Source organism: Wohlfahrtiimonas larvae (assembly GCF_002006755.1).
GTDB lineage: Bacteria > Pseudomonadota > Gammaproteobacteria > Cardiobacteriales > Wohlfahrtiimonadaceae > Wohlfahrtiimonas > Wohlfahrtiimonas larvae.
Window position 1 is genome coordinate 1 of record NZ_MVDO01000025.1, and the last position, 16,567, is coordinate 16,567.

15 protein-coding genes and 1 pseudogene are annotated in these 16,567 nt (G+C 35.5%); 12 read left to right on the top strand and 4 right to left on the bottom strand.

Annotated elements, in window-relative coordinates; genetic code table 11:
* From BZK14_RS13185 to BZK14_RS01710, 7 genes are all read left to right on the top strand, one after another.
* Positions 1-1,006: DUF805 domain-containing protein (locus tag BZK14_RS13185; RefSeq protein ID WP_077924875.1), on the top strand; the 1,006-nt coding region annotated here is incomplete at its 5' end.
* Between the two features lie 83 nt (positions 1,007-1,089).
* Positions 1,090-2,883, top strand: coding sequence for a translation elongation factor 4 (lepA, locus tag BZK14_RS01685; RefSeq protein WP_077924876.1), 1,794 nt, complete (start codon positions 1,090-1,092; stop codon positions 2,881-2,883).
* Positions 2,884-2,896: 13 nt separating this feature from the next.
* Positions 2,897-3,703: a signal peptidase I gene (gene lepB / locus BZK14_RS01690; protein ID WP_077924877.1), complete on the top strand. Its 807-nt coding sequence runs from the start codon at positions 2,897-2,899 to the stop codon at positions 3,701-3,703.
* A gap of 2 nt (positions 3,704-3,705) precedes the next feature.
* On the top strand, positions 3,706-4,380 hold the full coding sequence (gene rnc, locus BZK14_RS01695) for a ribonuclease III (RefSeq protein ID WP_077924878.1): 675 nt from the start codon (positions 3,706-3,708) through the stop codon (positions 4,378-4,380).
* Positions 4,377-5,273, top strand: coding sequence for a GTPase Era (gene era / locus BZK14_RS01700; protein ID WP_077924879.1), 897 nt, complete (start codon positions 4,377-4,379; stop codon positions 5,271-5,273). Before rnc ends, era begins: the two co-directional genes overlap by 4 nt.
* A 1-nt stretch (position 5,274) precedes the next feature.
* Positions 5,275-6,162, top strand: a complete 888-nt coding sequence (locus tag BZK14_RS01705; RefSeq protein ID WP_077924880.1) for a DMT family transporter — start codon at positions 5,275-5,277, stop codon at positions 6,160-6,162.
* A 3-nt stretch (positions 6,163-6,165) separates the two neighbouring features.
* The gene (locus BZK14_RS01710; protein ID WP_077924881.1) at positions 6,166-7,008 is read left to right on the top strand and encodes a 23S rRNA (adenine(2030)-N(6))-methyltransferase RlmJ; all 843 of its coding nucleotides are present in this window, start codon (positions 6,166-6,168) and stop codon (positions 7,006-7,008) included.
* Positions 7,009-7,261: 253 nt separating this feature from the next.
* On the opposite strand, the gene BZK14_RS01715 is transcribed toward BZK14_RS01710, so the two are convergent.
* Positions 7,262-8,983, bottom strand: a complete 1,722-nt coding sequence (locus BZK14_RS01715) for a cation acetate symporter (RefSeq protein ID WP_077924882.1) — start codon at positions 8,981-8,983, stop codon at positions 7,262-7,264.
* Positions 8,973-9,329, bottom strand: coding sequence for a DUF485 domain-containing protein (locus tag BZK14_RS01720; RefSeq protein ID WP_077924883.1), 357 nt, complete (start codon positions 9,327-9,329; stop codon positions 8,973-8,975). Before BZK14_RS01720 ends, BZK14_RS01715 begins: the two co-directional genes overlap by 11 nt.
* A gap of 512 nt (positions 9,330-9,841) precedes the next feature.
* On the opposite strand from BZK14_RS01720, the gene ilvD reads away from it, so the two are divergent.
* The 4 genes and pseudogenes from ilvD (at position 9,842) to BZK14_RS01740 (ending at position 14,391) form a co-directional block, all read left to right on the top strand.
* Positions 9,842-11,692, top strand: a complete 1,851-nt coding sequence (ilvD, locus tag BZK14_RS01725) for a dihydroxy-acid dehydratase (RefSeq protein ID WP_077924884.1) — start codon at positions 9,842-9,844, stop codon at positions 11,690-11,692.
* Positions 11,693-11,866: 174 nt separating this feature from the next.
* On the top strand, positions 11,867-12,529 hold the full coding sequence (locus tag BZK14_RS01730) for a YjjG family noncanonical pyrimidine nucleotidase (RefSeq protein WP_077924885.1): 663 nt from the start codon (positions 11,867-11,869) through the stop codon (positions 12,527-12,529).
* A gap of 265 nt (positions 12,530-12,794) precedes the next feature.
* A pseudogene (locus BZK14_RS01735) lies at positions 12,795-13,607 on the top strand (ATP-binding cassette domain-containing protein); the annotation flags it as partial.
* A 406-nt stretch (positions 13,608-14,013) separates the two neighbouring features.
* The gene (locus tag BZK14_RS01740; protein ID WP_077924887.1) at positions 14,014-14,391 is read left to right on the top strand and encodes a hypothetical protein; all 378 of its coding nucleotides are present in this window, start codon (positions 14,014-14,016) and stop codon (positions 14,389-14,391) included.
* A 4-nt stretch (positions 14,392-14,395) separates the two neighbouring features.
* Here BZK14_RS01740 and BZK14_RS01745 read toward each other — a convergent pair whose 3' ends face one another.
* A complete protein-coding gene (locus BZK14_RS01745) occupies positions 14,396-15,241 on the bottom strand; it encodes a PhzF family phenazine biosynthesis protein (protein ID WP_077924888.1) in 846 nt (281 codons plus the stop codon).
* Between the two features lie 204 nt (positions 15,242-15,445).
* Here BZK14_RS01745 and BZK14_RS01750 point away from each other — a divergent pair, with 204 nt between their 5' ends.
* Positions 15,446-16,147, top strand: a complete 702-nt coding sequence (locus BZK14_RS01750) for an SDR family oxidoreductase (protein WP_077924889.1) — start codon at positions 15,446-15,448, stop codon at positions 16,145-16,147.
* On the opposite strand, the gene BZK14_RS01755 is transcribed toward BZK14_RS01750, so the two are convergent.
* Positions 16,130-16,567 (bottom strand): LysR substrate-binding domain-containing protein (locus BZK14_RS01755; RefSeq protein WP_245831119.1); only part of this gene is annotated, 438 nt, incomplete at its 5' end. The two genes, BZK14_RS01750 and BZK14_RS01755, sit on opposite strands and share 18 nt — an antisense overlap.

Genomic DNA, 16,567 nt, shown 5'->3' on the forward strand with positions numbered 1-16,567 from the left:
TGGCCTTGATTCCACTGTAGCTTCTAAAGAAACATTAGGTAAGCCAGATCCTGAAATTGTATCTCCACAGGTGGCAACAAAACAGAATATTCGCCATCAGTTTTTGGAACCTCAAGAATTTACCTTAATGGTGGATAATGGCGATGTTGAAAGTAATGAAATTAATCGTGTCGAAAAGTTAAAAAGAATTACAAAACAAAGAGCAGAATATTTAGAGATAGATGATCAAGATGTACATGTTGAACCGCCCTTATTCCATAGTGGTGTTAGGATTGGTCGGTTAAGATTCTTATGTCGAATTACATTTGCATTGGCTATTTTGATGGCTTGTTTGAATGTGTTTCCATTGTATTTAAAAACATATTTAGGAGATGCAGGTTTTATTCCTTCATTTTTGTTGGTATTTCTTGCATTTACATTTGTGATCATGGTTATTAGCCAAAGATTTTGCGATATAGATAATTTATCTATTAGTACCGTTACATTTGTTGTTGTTATTTTGGGAATATTGTTAATCAGCTTTTTTATCGGTAATTATGATGCTTTGACTGAGGCTAAAGTTAAGTTTGTTCAAGAATTTTTGCAAAGTAATTCTATGAGTCAGAATTTTTTCTCTATGCAAAAAGTGTTGGAAGCTTATTTATCTGAGGTATCACAAAGGAATATTATTCAACAAGCCGATTCAATTGTGAAATGGATTATATATTTGTTGGTATTCTTTGGGGCGATTGTCTTATTTTCAACGCCAAGTATTGAAGGTAATAATCAGTTTGGATCACAATCATCAGAGCCTAATATGATGAGTTATATTATTTTTGTGATCAGCCTTTTGTGTTTGATTTATAGTATGGCATATCCATATAGTAGTAGAGAAAATAGGGTTGCGCATAGGGTATATCAAAATGAAATGTATGAATATTTAGGGTTGTTAAAACCACTTCCTGATGACTTTGAGCGTATTTATAAAGAGCATTTACAGAAAACTCAACAAAAGCTTGGTAATTAATTTATAATTGATAGACCGTAATTTGAATTCAGGAGAGAAATCATATAGAGTTCTCTCCTCTTTATTTGATAGAAATTAACTGCATGAAGAATATTAGAAACTTTTCCATTATTGCCCACATTGATCATGGTAAATCCACGATTGCTGATCGTTTTATTCAAATTTGTGATGGATTGAGCGACCGCGAAATGGAGGCTCAAGTTTTAGACTCTATGGACATTGAAAGAGAGCGTGGTATTACAATTAAGGCGCACTCAGTATCTTTAGACTATAAAGCTCGAAATGGTGAGGTTTATCATTTAAACTTTATCGATACGCCTGGGCATGTTGACTTCTCGTACGAAGTATCTCGCTCATTGTTTGCTTGTGAGGGTGCATTATTAGTTGTGGATGCAGCACAAGGCGTAGAAGCTCAATCAGTTGCAAACTGTTATACGGCGATTGATCATGGTTTAGAAGTTGTGCCTGTATTAAATAAAATTGATTTGCCCGCTGCTGATCCTATGAAAGTTGCAGCTGAAATTGAAGATATTATTGGTATTGAAGCAATGGATGCAGTGACGTGTTCTGCTAAAACTGGGATGGGTGTTGAAGATGTTTTAGAAGAGCTGGTGACAAAAGTACCAGCGCCTAAAGGTGATCCAAACGCGCCTTTAAAAGCATTGATCATCGATTCTTGGTTTGATCCATATGTTGGCGTTATATCATTGGTACGTATTTTTGATGGTGTTTTGAAACCACGAGATAAGATGCAAGTGATGAGTAGTAAGCGCGTTTATCAAGTGAGCCATGTTGGAGTGTTTACACCAAAACGTGAAGACAAAAAGGAACTATCAGCAGGGCAAGTAGGTTTTGTCATTGCGGGAATTAAAGATATTGATGGTGTGCCTGTTGGTGATACCTTAACTCTAGAAAATAACCCTGCTGCTGAAGCTGTTCCAGGATTTCAAAAAGTACAGTCAAGAGTTTTTTCAGGATTATTTCCTGTAGATTCTACGGAATATGAAAACTTACGTGAAGCATTACAAAAACTCCGTTTAAATGATGCATCATTAAACTTTGAGCCTGAATCTTCTCAAGCATTAGGATTTGGTTTTCGTTGTGGTTTCTTAGGAATGCTACACATGGAAATTATTCAAGAGCGTTTAGAGCGTGAATATGATTTAGATTTAATCACAACTGCACCAACAGTGATTTATGAGTTAGAAAAAACTGATGGTGAAGTAACGATGATTGATAATCCAAATGATCTTCCACCTCCTAATAAAATTAAAGAATTAAGAGAGCCCATTATTCGTGCAAATATTTTAACGCCACAAGAATATTTGGGTAATATTATCACTTTATGCGTTGAAAAACGTGGTGTTCAAAAAAATCTTGTTTATGCAGGCTCACAAGTACAACTGCAATTTGAATTACCAATGAGCGAAGTGGTTTTAGATTTCTTCGACCGTTTAAAATCAATTTCCCGTGGTTATGCTTCATTTGATTATGAGTTTGTACGTTATGAACCTGCAAATTTAGTTAAAGTTGACATTTTAATCAATGGTGAAATGGTGGATGCTTTAGCACTAATCATCCATAAAGATAATGCTGTTTATCGTGGTCGAGAGTTGGTTGAAAAAATGCGTGAATTAATTCCTCGCCAAATGTTTGATATCGCAATTCAAGCTGCTATTGGTGCAAATATCATTGCACGAAGCACTGTTAAAGCAATGCGAAAAGACGTATTAGCAAAATGTTATGGTGGTGATGTCAGCCGTAAACGTAAACTATTAGAAAAACAGAAAGCAGGTAAGAAACGTATGAAGCAAGTGGGAAATGTTGAAATTCCACAATCTGCATTCCTAGCTGTTTTACAAACTGGTAGTAAATAAATAAGGATTGATTATGTTTTCCCAATTTACACATTATTTGGCCATCGCGATTGTTATTTCCGTGCCAATTACAGGTATTATTTTATTGATAGATCGCCTTTATTTTAGAAAAAATAGAGAGAAAGATGCAAAATTACCTGTGATTGTAGATTGGGCGGCTTTTTTATTTCCAGTAGTATTAGTTCTGACAGTATTGCGTTCTTTTATTGCAGAGCCTTTTATTATCCCAAGTGGTTCTATGCAGCCAACTTTATATGCAGGTGATATGATTGTGGCTAATCGTTGGTCTTTTGGCTTGCGTTATCCAATCACAAACAAACGTATCTTCAGTGAAGAAGGTGATGGCGTTAACCGTGGTGATATTGCTGTATTTAAATATCCTGTAGATCCTCGCATTAATTATATTAAACGTATTGTTGGTATTCCTGGTGATGTTATTGACTATAAAAATAAAGTGTTAACTGTCAATGGAGAGCCGGTTCAATATGAATATGTAAGTGCAGCATTAGAGCCTACTTCTGAAATGATTTATACAGAGTTTTTACCTTCTGAAAATGGTGTTGTAGAGCATGGAATTCAGGTTGCACCTTATAATACAACAGCAGATCATGGTATGGGATTAAAGCAACAATTTCCTTTTAAAGTGCCGGAAGGTAAATATTTGGCCTTTGGTGATAACCGTGACAACAGTGCAGATAGTCGTTTTTGGGGGTTTGTTGCCGACGATCAACTCGTTGGCAAAGCCAATTTTATATGGATGAACTATAAATGTGTAACACAGTTGAAAGATTGTGGTCATATTTTTACAATACTTAAGTAGTTATGTTAGAACAGTTACAAAAAAAATTAGATTATCATTTCAAAGATATCGCTTTATTAAAGCAAGCTTTAGTTCATAGATCGGTCTCGCGTTCTCATAATGAACGTTTAGAGTTTTTAGGTGACGGTTGTTTAAATTTTATTATTGCATATGCATTATATGAACGATTTCCGGATGCTAAAGAAGGTGAGCTATCTAATATCCGTGCGCATTTAGTTAAAGAAAGTACATTGCATAAAATTGCTAAACTTTTAGAGTTACCTAAATACCTTGTCATAAGTTATGGTGAACGTAAAAATGATGGTGCAAAACGGGCAGGGATTTTAGCAGATACAGTGGAAGCGATTATTGCAGCTGTCTTCATAGATGGCGGTTTTGATGCTGCACAAAAAGTTGTTTTGACACTTTATGATTCTGAGCTACACACTATTCATGAAACATCATTTAAATGTGTAACAGAATCTGTTAAAGATCCAAAGAGCCGTTTACAAGAGCATTTGCAAGCTATTAATCAAAATATTCCAGAGTATGAAGTAGTTGCTATTGAAGGTCAGGATCATGCCCAGACGTTTAAAGTAGCGTGTCATGCTCAATCATTAACAACTATTGCAGAAGGAACAAGCAAAAAACGTGCTGAGCAAAATGCCGCACAATTAATGCTTGAGAAATTATTATGAATCAACATGCCGGTTATGTTTCAATCATAGGTCGCCCTAACGTAGGAAAGTCGACATTAATGAATCGTTTGATTGGGCAAAAAATTAGTATTACATCCAGCAAGCCACAAACAACTCGACATGCAATTACAGGAATTTATACCGATCATTATTGTCAAGCAATTTTCATCGATACGCCGGGCTTACATAAAGCTGAGCATTCTGCATTGAATCGTCATTTAAATAAAACAGCAACGAGCTCATTAGAAATGGCGGATGTGATTTTATTTATGGTGGAGGCATTGAAATTCACACCAGATGATGAGTTGGCGCTTAAACGATTGAAATACATCGAAAAGCCTGTGATTTTAGTGGTCAATAAAGTTGATTACATTAAAAATAAAGAAGAGTTATTCCCATTTTTATCTGAAATGATGAGCAAACATCAATTTGTAGAATGTTTACCAATCTCAGCCTTGGATGATAAGCAAATGAAATTGGTAGTAAAATCATTGACACATTACTTGCCAGAGCAAGCATTTTTATTCAGTGAAGATGAAATCACAACAGCATCTAGTTCATTTTTAGCCAGTGAAGTATTGCGTGAGAAATTAACACGACGTTTAAATCAAGAATTACCTTATGCATTGACAGTTGAAGTGGAAAGTTTTGAAGAAGAAGCAGAACTAATTCGCATTAATGCAGTTGTTTGGGTAGAGCGCGAAACTCAGAAAGGGATTGTTATTGGTAAAAATGGTACAACTTTGAAAGAGGCAAGTACTCAAGCTCGTCAAGATTTAGAGAAGTTATACGATAAAAAAGTATTTTTAAAGGCATTTGTGAAAGTTCGCCAAGGTTGGTCAGATGATGAGCGATCATTAAATGCATTGGGTTATATGGGGACAGACCTATAAAATGAAAAAATCAGTTCAAGGTGCTTTATGGATGATTGCTACAGGTGTTTCATTTGCTGCAATTAACGTCATTACACCATTTATTAGTGGTGAGTATCCTATAAGCTCAGAATGGACTGCCTTTTTTCAATATGGTTTTGCGTTTTTATTTTTATTCCCAATGTTTTTAAAGGCGGGATTAAAAAGGGTGGCGACAACACAACGTTTTTGGATTCATTTATTGAGGATTTTGGCCGCCATAGTGGGTGTTCAATTGTGGGTAAAGGCTTTAAGCTTACAGTTTCCAATTGGTGAAGGTGTGGCATTATTGATGACATCACCTTTATTTGCAAGTATTGGTGCCGCTTTATTTTTGAAAGAAAAAGCAACCATTACTAGAATTGTTGTCACAATTATTGGCTTCATTGGCGCAATGTTGATTCTAAGTCCGAGCTATCAAGCAATGAATTATGTTGCACTCTTGCCTTTGGCAGCTGCGTTGTTTTGGGCTATTTATTCATTATTGATAAAATATTTGACTGATAAAGATCACCCTTTAACGCTATTGTTTTATTTATATTTATTGATGTTTCCAATTAATTTACTATTAGCTTTAACAGGGAATTTTTCCCATGGTATAGCGGGGTTTGATTTCGAATTTACTTTAGAGTTATTGGGTTATTTGTTGGCTTTGGGCTTTTTAACGATGATTGCCCATTTTACATTAGTGAAAGCTTATCAGGCTGCTGATGCAATTTATGTTCAAGCTTTCGATTATATTAAATTGCCTCTAAATACGCTGTTGGGGTTTATTTTCTTTGGTTGGGCTGTTGGCACACAATTTTGGATTGGCGCAATCATTATGATCGCTGCGCTGTTATATATTACTTATTCTGAGTCTAAAAAATAATTTATGTTAAGTTATAGACATGGATTCCATGCTGGGAATCATGCGGACGTATTGAAACATTACGTCCTTTTTTCTGTCCTCAATTACTATAATGAGAAAGATAAGCCGTATTGGTATATTGATACACATTCAGGTGCAGGATTATATGATATTAATTCTGAATTTTCTGAGAAAACAGGCGAATATTATGAAGGCATTGGCTTGTTGCAGAAAGAAAGAAAACTCCCGAACGAGTTATTTAACTTTTTAGAATTTTTAGTTCAATTCCAAATGGATAAGAAGTTATATCCAGGATCACCTGTTATTGCACAGAAGTTAGTTCGTACAGTAGATCGTGTCAAACTCTTTGAATTGCATCCTGCGGATAGTGAACATTTGATCAATAACTTCAAAGGGCAAGGTGTTAAATATCAAATTCAGAAAAGCGATGGTTTTCAAGGTTTGATCAGTTTATTACCACCTTCAACACGCCGTGCTGTAATTTTGATCGATCCTCCGTATGAAGATAAAAGTGATTACAAAACTGTATTGAATACTTTGCAAGAGGCGCACAAACGCTTTGCAACGGGTACATATATGGTCTGGTATCCATTGTTGCCACGTGATGAAAGTTTGAACTTACCCAATAAACTAGGTAAAGCATTTAAAAATGATAGTTTTTTGAATGTCACTTTATCAGTGTATGACGGTAAACAGGATGAGTTTGGCATGTATGGAAGTGGTTTATTTATTTTGAATCCACCTTATACTTTAGAAAAAGAGTTAGAAAAATTAATGCCTCTCTTGGTTCAAGTATTGGGGAAAGATGATACTGCCAATTATACTTTGGAAAGTACTACAAAATAATCAAAGATACACATTAAAAAATATATAGTAAAAAGCCTTGGAATGGACATTGACCAAGGCTTTTTTAAGGGGGGAGAGTAATTGTATAAAATCAGTTTCACTGAATGATGAAACTGATTTTATTTTAGCTATCTTTACAAAACATTACAAGTATTTTTTTATTCCCCTTTTACCAAAAGTATAAAAAATAATATAAAAAACCTAACTAATCATTAAGTTAGGTTTTATTATTAAAATTTTTAATAATCTAAATTTAGCTCGTAGTTTGTGTGTACTGTTTAGATTGTTCTTCTAAGAAATCAGGATGGTTCACCTGGCGATATTGTTGGACCGCTTCAGAGATACCTTCACCACCAACGTGAGAGCGAACATACTGGCTGATGAACTTAGATTTTTCTTCTTCTGCAGCTTTTGATTTATCCATTGAAGATACAATGAATGTCACAATGAACGCAGTAGGGATAGAGAATAGTGCAGGGTTGTTATATGGGAAAATTGCACTATCATGGCCCAATACATTGATCCAAACTTCTGGTCCTAATACGATCATAACAACAGCTGTGATTAAACCTGCAGCACCACCAACAACAGCACCTTTTGTTGTTAAACCTTTCCAATACATTGATAAGAATAGTAATGGGAAGTTAGCTGAAGCAGCAATGGAGAATGCTAAGCCAACTAAAAATGCAACGTTTTGTTCTTCAAATAATAAGCCTAACAAGATTGCAATAACGCCCAAAGCAGCGGTTGTGAAACGAGAAACCATTAATTCAGTTTTCATCACAGGTTTGCCTTTCTTGATTACATTCGCATAGAAGTCATGACTAATTGCTGAAGCACCAGATAATGTTAAACCTGCAACAACCGCAACTAATGTTGCAAATGTTACTGCTGACATAAAGCCTAAGAAAATATTACCACCAATTGCGTGTGATAAATGGATTGCAACCATGTTAGCACCACCAATGATTGCACCTTCTGCTGTTGAGTATTCAGGTTGGTTCATGATGTAAACGATCGCACCAAAACCAATGATGAACATTAATAAATAGAAGTAGCCAATGAATCCTGTAGCATATAAAGCTGATTTACGTGCTTCTTTCGCATCTTTTACTGTGAAGAAACGCATTAAGATATGTGGTAAACCTGCTGTACCAAACATCAAGCCAATACCTAAAGAAATCGTATCGATTGGGTTAGGATATTTCAAACCAGGTGCCATGATTTCGATACCTTTTGGATGCACTTCAGTTGCTTTAACAAATAAGGTTTCCATGTTAAAACCAACCCAGTAAAGTACAACAAATGACATGAATGTTGCGCCCATCAAAATTAATACGGCTTTAATCATTTGAACCCATGTTGTTGCCAACATACCACCTAACAACACGTAGATCATCATTAAGACACCAACGATGAATACAGCAATGTTATAGTTTAAACCAAACAATAATTCGATTAATTTACCTGCGCCCACCATTTGTGCAATCAAATATAGCAATACGATTGTTAATGTTGAGAATACAGCCAAAATACGGATAGGTGTTTGTTGTAATCTAAATGCCGTTACGTCTGCAAATGTAAAGCGACCTAAGTTACGGAATCTTTCTGCCATTAATAATAAAATAACAGGCCAACCAATAAAGAATCCGAATGCATAAATCAAGCCGTCATACCCTGAAGCAAAAACTAATGCAGATAAGCCTAAGAACGATGCTGATGATAAATAGTCACCAGCAATGGCTAAACCATTTTGGAAACCAGAAATACCACCACCAGCAGTATAGAAGTCAGATGCTGATTTTGTACGGTTAGAAGCCCAGAATGTAATTGCAATTGTTGCTAATACAAACACAAAAAACATAATGATTGCTGTCCAGTTTTTGCCACCTGTTTGTGTTGTTTGAGCAACTGCTACACCAAATAATCCAAATGCGATCAAGCATAAGAATTGTCTTAGAATATTATTTCTCATTGCCGATCTCCTTCAAAACTCTAATTGTTTTTGGATCGAAATATGTATTCGTTTTATGAACGTAATAACATGTCACTAAAATCGTCCAAATAATTAAGAAAAATCCTGCGGGAATTGCCCATGTTGTTACCATTTTTTCTGCAATTGGCATACCAACTATGCTCGGTGCGAAGGCAGAAGCAACAATGATTAAAATATATAAACCTAAAGTTAAAGTCAGTAATACCAAACTGAATTTTTGTTTTTCAGCTACCAATGCTTTGAATCTTGAATCGTTATAAATGCGATTCACAATTGCTTCATCGTACAGAAGCTTTGAATCATCGATTTTTATGGGTTCAGCCATAAGATCCTCCTAAATTTTTAATTTGTCGTTATTTATTAAATTAAATCGTTCACGCATTTTTTGCGTATTTTTTTTAATATCTAAAACTCCTCCTTAGGTAAGAAGATACAAATTTCTGTAGAATTTGCAAATAAAAACTACATTTTTAAAACAAATCATAGCTGTGAAATCTTAAAAAAAGTATTATTATCTGCTGATTTTTTAGTTAATCAATTGTTTTTAAATGTAATATTTGTGTATATTTTTAGCGCATCTTTATTTGTAGTTAAATTATATTTTAATTACAAATCTATTCTTATAAAAAGTATTTTTTAGGTTTAGTCTTTATGTCTATCTTAGTTATATAGCTTATTCTAATATAGTTGCAATTACTTTGCTAGGCATGCTATATAATTAGAATGTAATGTTTATGCCCACAAGGCAGAATAAAAGGATCAGACCACCGAAATTGATCAGACATTATTGGTGAATTAATTTAATAGAATTTGAAAAAAGTTTAACAGGGATAGAATATGCCAAAATATCGTTCACATACTTCGACGCAGGGTCGAAATATGGCGGGAGCACGTGCTTTATGGCGTGCAACAGGAATGACTAATGAAGATTTTAAAAAGCCAATCATTGCTGTGGTCAACTCATTTACTCAGTTTGTTCCAGGTCATGTTCATTTGAAAGATTTAGGGCAAATGGTTGCGCGTGAAATTGAGAAGGCTGGTGGTGTTGCAAAAGAATTTAACACGATCGCAGTGGACGATGGTATCGCAATGGGCCATGATGGTATGCTATATTCATTGCCAAGCCGAGATTTAATCGCTGATTCAGTGGAATACATGGTGAATGCTCATTGCGCAGATGCAATGATCTGTATTTCAAACTGTGACAAAATCACACCAGGAATGTTGATGGCTTCTATGCGCTTAAATATTCCTACGATTTTTGTGTCGGGCGGACCAATGGAATCAGGGAAGCTTGTTTGGAATGATGAAAATCTACGTTTAGATCTTGTAGATGCTATGGTAATGGCTGCTGATGATCGTGAAGCGGATGATAAAGTACAAGCAATTGAAGAAAGTGCTTGCCCAACATGTGGCTCATGTTCTGGTATGTTTACAGCAAACTCCATGAACTGTTTAACAGAAGCACTCGGTTTATCTTTACCTGGCAATGGTTCAATGTTGGCAACGCATAAAAATAGAGAAGGTTTATTTTTAGAGGCTGCTCGTCAGATTGTTAAAAATACACGTGATTATTACGAGAATAATAATAACAAAGTTTTACCGCGTACAATCGCATCATTCAAAGCATTCGAAAATGCGATGATGTTGGATATCGCAATGGGCGGATCAAGTAATACAGTATTGCATTTATTGGCAGCAGCGCATGAAGCTGGCGTTGATTTCTCAATGAAGGACATTGATCGTTTATCGCGTAAAGTTCCTCATTTATCTAAAGTATCACCATCAACTAGCAAATATCATATGGAAGATGTACATCGCGCAGGTGGCATCATCGGCATTTTGGGTGAATTAGCGCGTATGAATTTATTACATACAGATTGTTACACAGTTCATTCCAAAAATTTAGCTGAAGCAATTACTAAATGGGATATTACACAAACAAATGATGAGAATATACATCATTTCTTTAAATCTGCACCGGGTGGTGTACGCACAACGGAAGCATTTAGCCAAGATCGTTACTTTGATTCATTGGATGATGATCGAGAAAATGGTTGTATTCGTAGTGGTGAATTTGCCTATAGCCAAGATGGCGGTATTGCTGTGCTATATGGTAATATTGCAAAAGATGGCTGTATTGTAAAAACAGCGGGCGTGGATGAATCAATTTTAAAATTCACAGGCAAAGCACGTGTGTATGAGAGCCAAGATTCAGCGGTGAAAGGCATTTTGAATAACGAAGTACAAGCTAATGAAGTTGTGATCATTCGTTACGAAGGACCAAAAGGTGGGCCGGGTATGCAGGAAATGTTATATCCAACATCTTATTTAAAATCAAAAGGTTTGGGCAAAGCATGTGCATTACTAACTGATGGCCGTTTCTCGGGAGGTACATCGGGGTTATCCATCGGTCATGCTTCACCAGAAGCAGCTGAAGGCGGTGTCATTGCGATTGTGGAAACAGGAGATGAGATCATCATTGATATTCCTAATCGTTCAATTCATTTGAATCTATCTCAAGAAGTGATTGATGCACGTTTAGTGGAGCAAGCTAAATTTGGGTTTGTACCGAAAGAAGAGCGCTCGCGTAAAATATCGGCAGCATTGCAAGTGTATGGTGCGTTAGCAACATCGGCAGCATTTGGTGCAGTTCGTGATGTGAATCGCTTAAAGCAAATTAAGTAAAAGTTACTAAAATTATTTAGCCTATCTATAAAGTATATAGATGGGCTTTTTAATAAGTTATAAAACGACTGACCGTCGGTCAATGTGGATTAAAATAAGCTCATGCATAAAACGCAATCCTGTTTAAAATATGGCATAATTCACAATCAAAAACTCATAAAGAAACGATTAAGAATGTATAAAGCAATATTTTTTGACATCGATGACACATTGCTAGACTTTAGCGCAGCAAGCCAATCAGCATTTTATCAATCTTTTCAAATGCTAAATATTGATGTGGAAGATCAGTATTATCATATTTTTCAGAACATTGATCATGCTTTGTGGCAAACGCAAAAGTTAGGGAAGATCACTGTTGATGATGTAATTAATCTGCGTTTTCAGCAATTATTCATCACACTAGATATTGATGCAGATTGTGTCGCGATGAGAGATGCTTTTCAATATCATTTATCTTTAGAAGCCACGATAGAAAAGGGTGTGGATGAAATTTTAGATTATTTACATCCTAAATATGCTTTATATACTGCATCTAATGGCATATTAGTAATGCAGAAATCGCGTTTACAACGGGCCAATTTATCAGGGTATTTTTCTGATTTATTCATATCGAATGATATTGGCTATGAAAAGCCTGATCCAAGGTTTTTTGAAACATGTTTAACCCGAAGCCAATTATTTGCCAATGAAATTTTATTTGTCGGTGATAGTTGGGCTGCGGATATTGTGGGTGCGACTAATTATGGGATAGATGCTTGTTGGTACAACCCCAAAAATCAGCAAGCACAAGCTACTTATACAATTCAATCTTTGTTAGAGTTGAAAGATATACTGTAATTACATTACAATACGCGAATGATTCACAGCACTTTTGAATGTGCTCATTTTAAAGAAGGAGGCTAAAAAACAATGAGTTTGTGTAAATTAATCGAATATACACATTTCTTTGGTAATCGCCGTAGCTCAGGTTCTTTCAGTTTTAAACTGCGATAACTCGGCCTGAGCAAATAGACCAACAAGAAATTTGATTCAGCTTACTGGGTAATCGCAATGATTAATCCATAGTTTTTTCGTCTTGAAAAAACTAATTTGAGAGTAAGTTATGAGCACTTTATTATCAGTACAATCAGTTTCTTATGAAACTTCCATTAAAAAATTATTTGAAAATATCTCTTTTTCCATTCAATCTGGCGAGCGAATCGGCTTAATTGGCCATAATGGCAGTGGTAAAAGTACATTGTTACATTTAATCACACAACAATTACCCTTAAACCATGGCAATATCTCGTTTGCGAATCACTGTGTTTATGCATACATCGAGCAACATTTGCCAAGTGATCTTACAAATTCGACTGTATTAGAAGCAGTATTAAGTAAGTTATCAGAAGATAAGCGAATGATGGAAAGTTGGCGAGCAGAAATATTGCTGGCAAAACTTGGATTTCATGAATCGCAATATCATCAAAGCATTAATACATTAAGTGGCGGGCAACATACACGATTATTGCTCGGCCGTGCGTTAATGAATCAACCTGATTTATTGTTTTTGGATGAACCTAGTAACCACTTAGATTTGCCAACCATTTTGTGGCTCACTCAGTTTTTGCAAAATTGGCGTGGAACATTTGTGTTAGTTTCCCATGATCAAAACTTATTGGATCAAGTGACGAATACAACATGGATTTTGCGTGATGAAAGTCTGCATCATTTTCAATTACCATGTTCTGAAGCAAGGCAAGCGTTGATCGGGCAGGATATTGCAGATGAACATCGCCATAAAGCGGAGCAAAAAGAGATTGATCGCATTACTCACAGTGTCAAGCGTTTAGCATTGTGGGGAAAAACTTATGATAATGAAAGCTTTGCACGTAAAGCTAAGAAAATGGAAAAACAAATCGCCCAGTTTGAAGGTGCAATCATATTAGTCAGCCATGATCAATGGCTCATTGAAAACAGTTGCCAAAGGTTTGGGTTAATTCATCAGCAGCATTTCATAGAATATAGCGAACCTGAATCTGCATACCAGGTGTTGTTAGGTACGACTGCTTTGGATACTTGTGATCATGCTTTTGAAATACAATCAGAAATGGTTAAGATCGAACATGGAGCAGATGTTCATGAGGATCTGTTATTGCGTGAATGGGTTGAACTAGAACAAAAACTTGCGGATGATTTAGTACGAAAACCAACACATCAAAAACCGCTGTTACAAAAACAATGGAAAGAAAGATTGTTGGAATTCGAGCTATTGTTGAATCAGTAGATATTTAAAATGCAGTATAATATTGCTCAATAAATCAAAAGACTGTGAGATAAATATAATGAAATACTATGGGAAAATCATAGGATTAGATAGAGATAATGAACACGAAGTGATGATTGATTTTGGTGAAGTTACTTTAACGTGTTTTATAGATTCAGCAATCTCTGATTTTCAAATCGGTGATATAAAGTTATTAGACATAAATTTCATGTTCAATGAGGGATCTATTCAGATAGATTCAACTATATCTGATGATCTAGAAATCATAACTCGATTAGGGAAAAGCTATTCCTATAAAATTCAAGGTTTTTTTTATGAGGATACATTTACATTTAGTAACTTAGTTATTCAAGATGAAATATTTACCCAATATAGCTTTTATGAAAAAGCTTTAGTAAAAATTCATATTGATAGATTGGGTATATCAATATCTTAATCCTCTATAATACCAAAATCTTAGTTTCACAATAATAGCCTTTACCACCAACATAGACTTTTTTGATCTCGTTATCGCTGTTTGTTGTTAATTTAACGAGGATTTCAGAAGGGGAATCCAAAGCATAACCTTGTTCAAAGACATAAAGCTCTTTTTGGATGTTATGTTTCTGATGGAGATAACAAGCCAATGCACCATTGGAAGTCCCCGTTGCTGCTTCTTCATCAATCTCATAGAGCGGTGCAAAGTTTCTACAGATAATACGATCATCATCGAATGTATATAGATGTGTACCAATCACATCATATTTTTTGCTAATTTCTTTAATTTGATCAAAGTTAGGTTGTAGATTGTGCAGTTGTGTTTCACTTTGAATCGGAATCAAAATGTCTTTCAATCCTGTTGAAATAATTTGAATAGGGAATTCAGCATTAATATTCTTAATATCAAAACAATCCATCAATTCATTTATAGGAATCACATCATAGAATTGAGGTTGATTTTGCTCCATGAAAATAGAATCCCCTTGGATACTAATGGAAAGCACGCCGCTATTAGTTTCAATTGTATAGTGATCTTTGGATAACATATTCAAATGCATCATAATCACAAATGAACCAATCGTTGCATGACCGCACAAATCAACTTCTTCTTTCGGAGTAAAATATTCCAATTTATAATCAGCAACCGATGATTGTGAGATATATGCAGTTTCTGCATAGCCTAATTCTTTTGCGATAGCCATTTTTTGAATTGTTGTTAATGGTTGATCCATCAAAACAACGCCAGCTTTATTGCCACCTTGATTATCTTTGCTGAATGCACTTGCTACATATACTGTGGTTTGCATAAATCATCTTCCTAAAATTTGATAGTAGAGCTTATAACACAGAAATCAAAATCTATAAAAATTCTGTGTAAATTTGCTTCAATAATCATAAGGCAATAGATTTTCTATTGTCTTAGTAAAATTAATATGATTTGTGGCTTGGTTTGTTGGAATTTATACTGCGCCTAGATACACAATAACATCAACAATTATGAGGATTCAATTATGACTGAGAAAGTTGCAATTATTACAGCCGCAGGTAGCGGAATGGGTGCAGCAGTTGCGAGAAAATTAGCAGAGGATGGTTATAAAATTGCTATTTTATCATCTTCAGGTAAAGGTGAAGCATTATCAAAAGAGTTGGGTGGATTGGGCATCACAGGATCCAACCAATCACCAGAAGATATCCAATATTTGGTGGATGAAACTATGAAACGTTGGGGAAGAATTGATGTATTAGTGAATAGTGCAGGACATGGCCCTCGTAAAGGTATTTTAGAATTAACGGATGAAGATTGGCATGAAGGCATCAATACATATTTCTTAAACGCTGTGCGCCCAACACGATTGGTTGTGCCGATTATGCAGCAACAAAAATCAGGTGTAATTATTAATATCTCCACAACATGGGCTTTTGAGCCAAGCGTACTGTTTCCAACATCTGCTGTTGCGCGTGCAGGTTTAGCGGTTTTCACGAAAATGTGTGCAGATGAATATGCGGTGGATAATATACGTTTCAATAATGTATTGCCTGGCTGGATTGATAGTTTACCAATGTTAGATGAGCGCAGCCAAAGTGTACCAATGAAACGTTATGGCACAATGGAAGAAATTGCAAACACTGTAGCATTTTTAGCATCAGAGGGTGCGGGATATATCACAGGGCAGAATATCCGTGTGGATGGCGGATTAGCTCGCTCGATTTAAATGATCCAAGCACCATTGCCACAATACGTTAAGATCCTCATTCGCTTGTGAGGATTTTTTTCGCACGAGATAATAGCTAGCTTCTAAAATTAAAGTTTTAGGATGAATTTGTACTAATCTTTTGGCTGTCAAATCGCGCTCTATAAATGCACGGCATGTTAGAGCAATACCTTGACCAGCTAGTGCTGCATCTAAAGCTAAAGTTGTTTGGTTAAAAACTGGCCCAGCTAATTCTGTATGAATATTTAGGAATTGTGGCCAAGCATTATGGGCATCGTGTAAAAGTGGCAAGCTGGTTAACTGTTCTATAGTCACAATCTCTGGCAATTCTTTGATTAAGAAAGGGCTAGCAACCGCGATCAATTCTTGAGGGAATAGTAATTGTGCTTCTAGATCTTCTGAAAAATTATGCTCAGTTAA

Excerpts from the sequence above, each read along its gene's own strand:
- lepA (WP_077924876.1), top strand. The coding sequence starts at position 1,090 with ATGAAGAATATTAGAAACTTTTCCATTATTGCCCACATTGATCATGGT.
- lepB (WP_077924877.1), top strand. The coding sequence starts at position 2,897 with ATGTTTTCCCAATTTACACATTATTTGGCCATCGCGATTGTTATTTCC.
- rnc (WP_077924878.1), top strand. The coding sequence starts at position 3,706 with ATGTTAGAACAGTTACAAAAAAAATTAGATTATCATTTCAAAGATATC.
- era (WP_077924879.1), top strand. The coding sequence starts at position 4,377 with ATGAATCAACATGCCGGTTATGTTTCAATCATAGGTCGCCCTAACGTA.
- BZK14_RS01705 (WP_077924880.1), top strand. The coding sequence starts at position 5,275 with ATGAAAAAATCAGTTCAAGGTGCTTTATGGATGATTGCTACAGGTGTT.
- BZK14_RS01710 (WP_077924881.1), top strand. The coding sequence starts at position 6,166 with ATGTTAAGTTATAGACATGGATTCCATGCTGGGAATCATGCGGACGTA.
- BZK14_RS01715 (WP_077924882.1), bottom strand. The coding sequence starts at position 8,983 with ATGAGAAATAATATTCTAAGACAATTCTTATGCTTGATCGCATTTGGA.
- BZK14_RS01720 (WP_077924883.1), bottom strand. The coding sequence starts at position 9,329 with ATGGCTGAACCCATAAAAATCGATGATTCAAAGCTTCTGTACGATGAA.
- ilvD (WP_077924884.1), top strand. The coding sequence starts at position 9,842 with ATGCCAAAATATCGTTCACATACTTCGACGCAGGGTCGAAATATGGCG.
- BZK14_RS01730 (WP_077924885.1), top strand. The coding sequence starts at position 11,867 with ATGTATAAAGCAATATTTTTTGACATCGATGACACATTGCTAGACTTT.
- BZK14_RS01740 (WP_077924887.1), top strand. The coding sequence starts at position 14,014 with ATGAAATACTATGGGAAAATCATAGGATTAGATAGAGATAATGAACAC.
- BZK14_RS01745 (WP_077924888.1), bottom strand. The coding sequence starts at position 15,241 with ATGCAAACCACAGTATATGTAGCAAGTGCATTCAGCAAAGATAATCAA.
- BZK14_RS01750 (WP_077924889.1), top strand. The coding sequence starts at position 15,446 with ATGACTGAGAAAGTTGCAATTATTACAGCCGCAGGTAGCGGAATGGGT.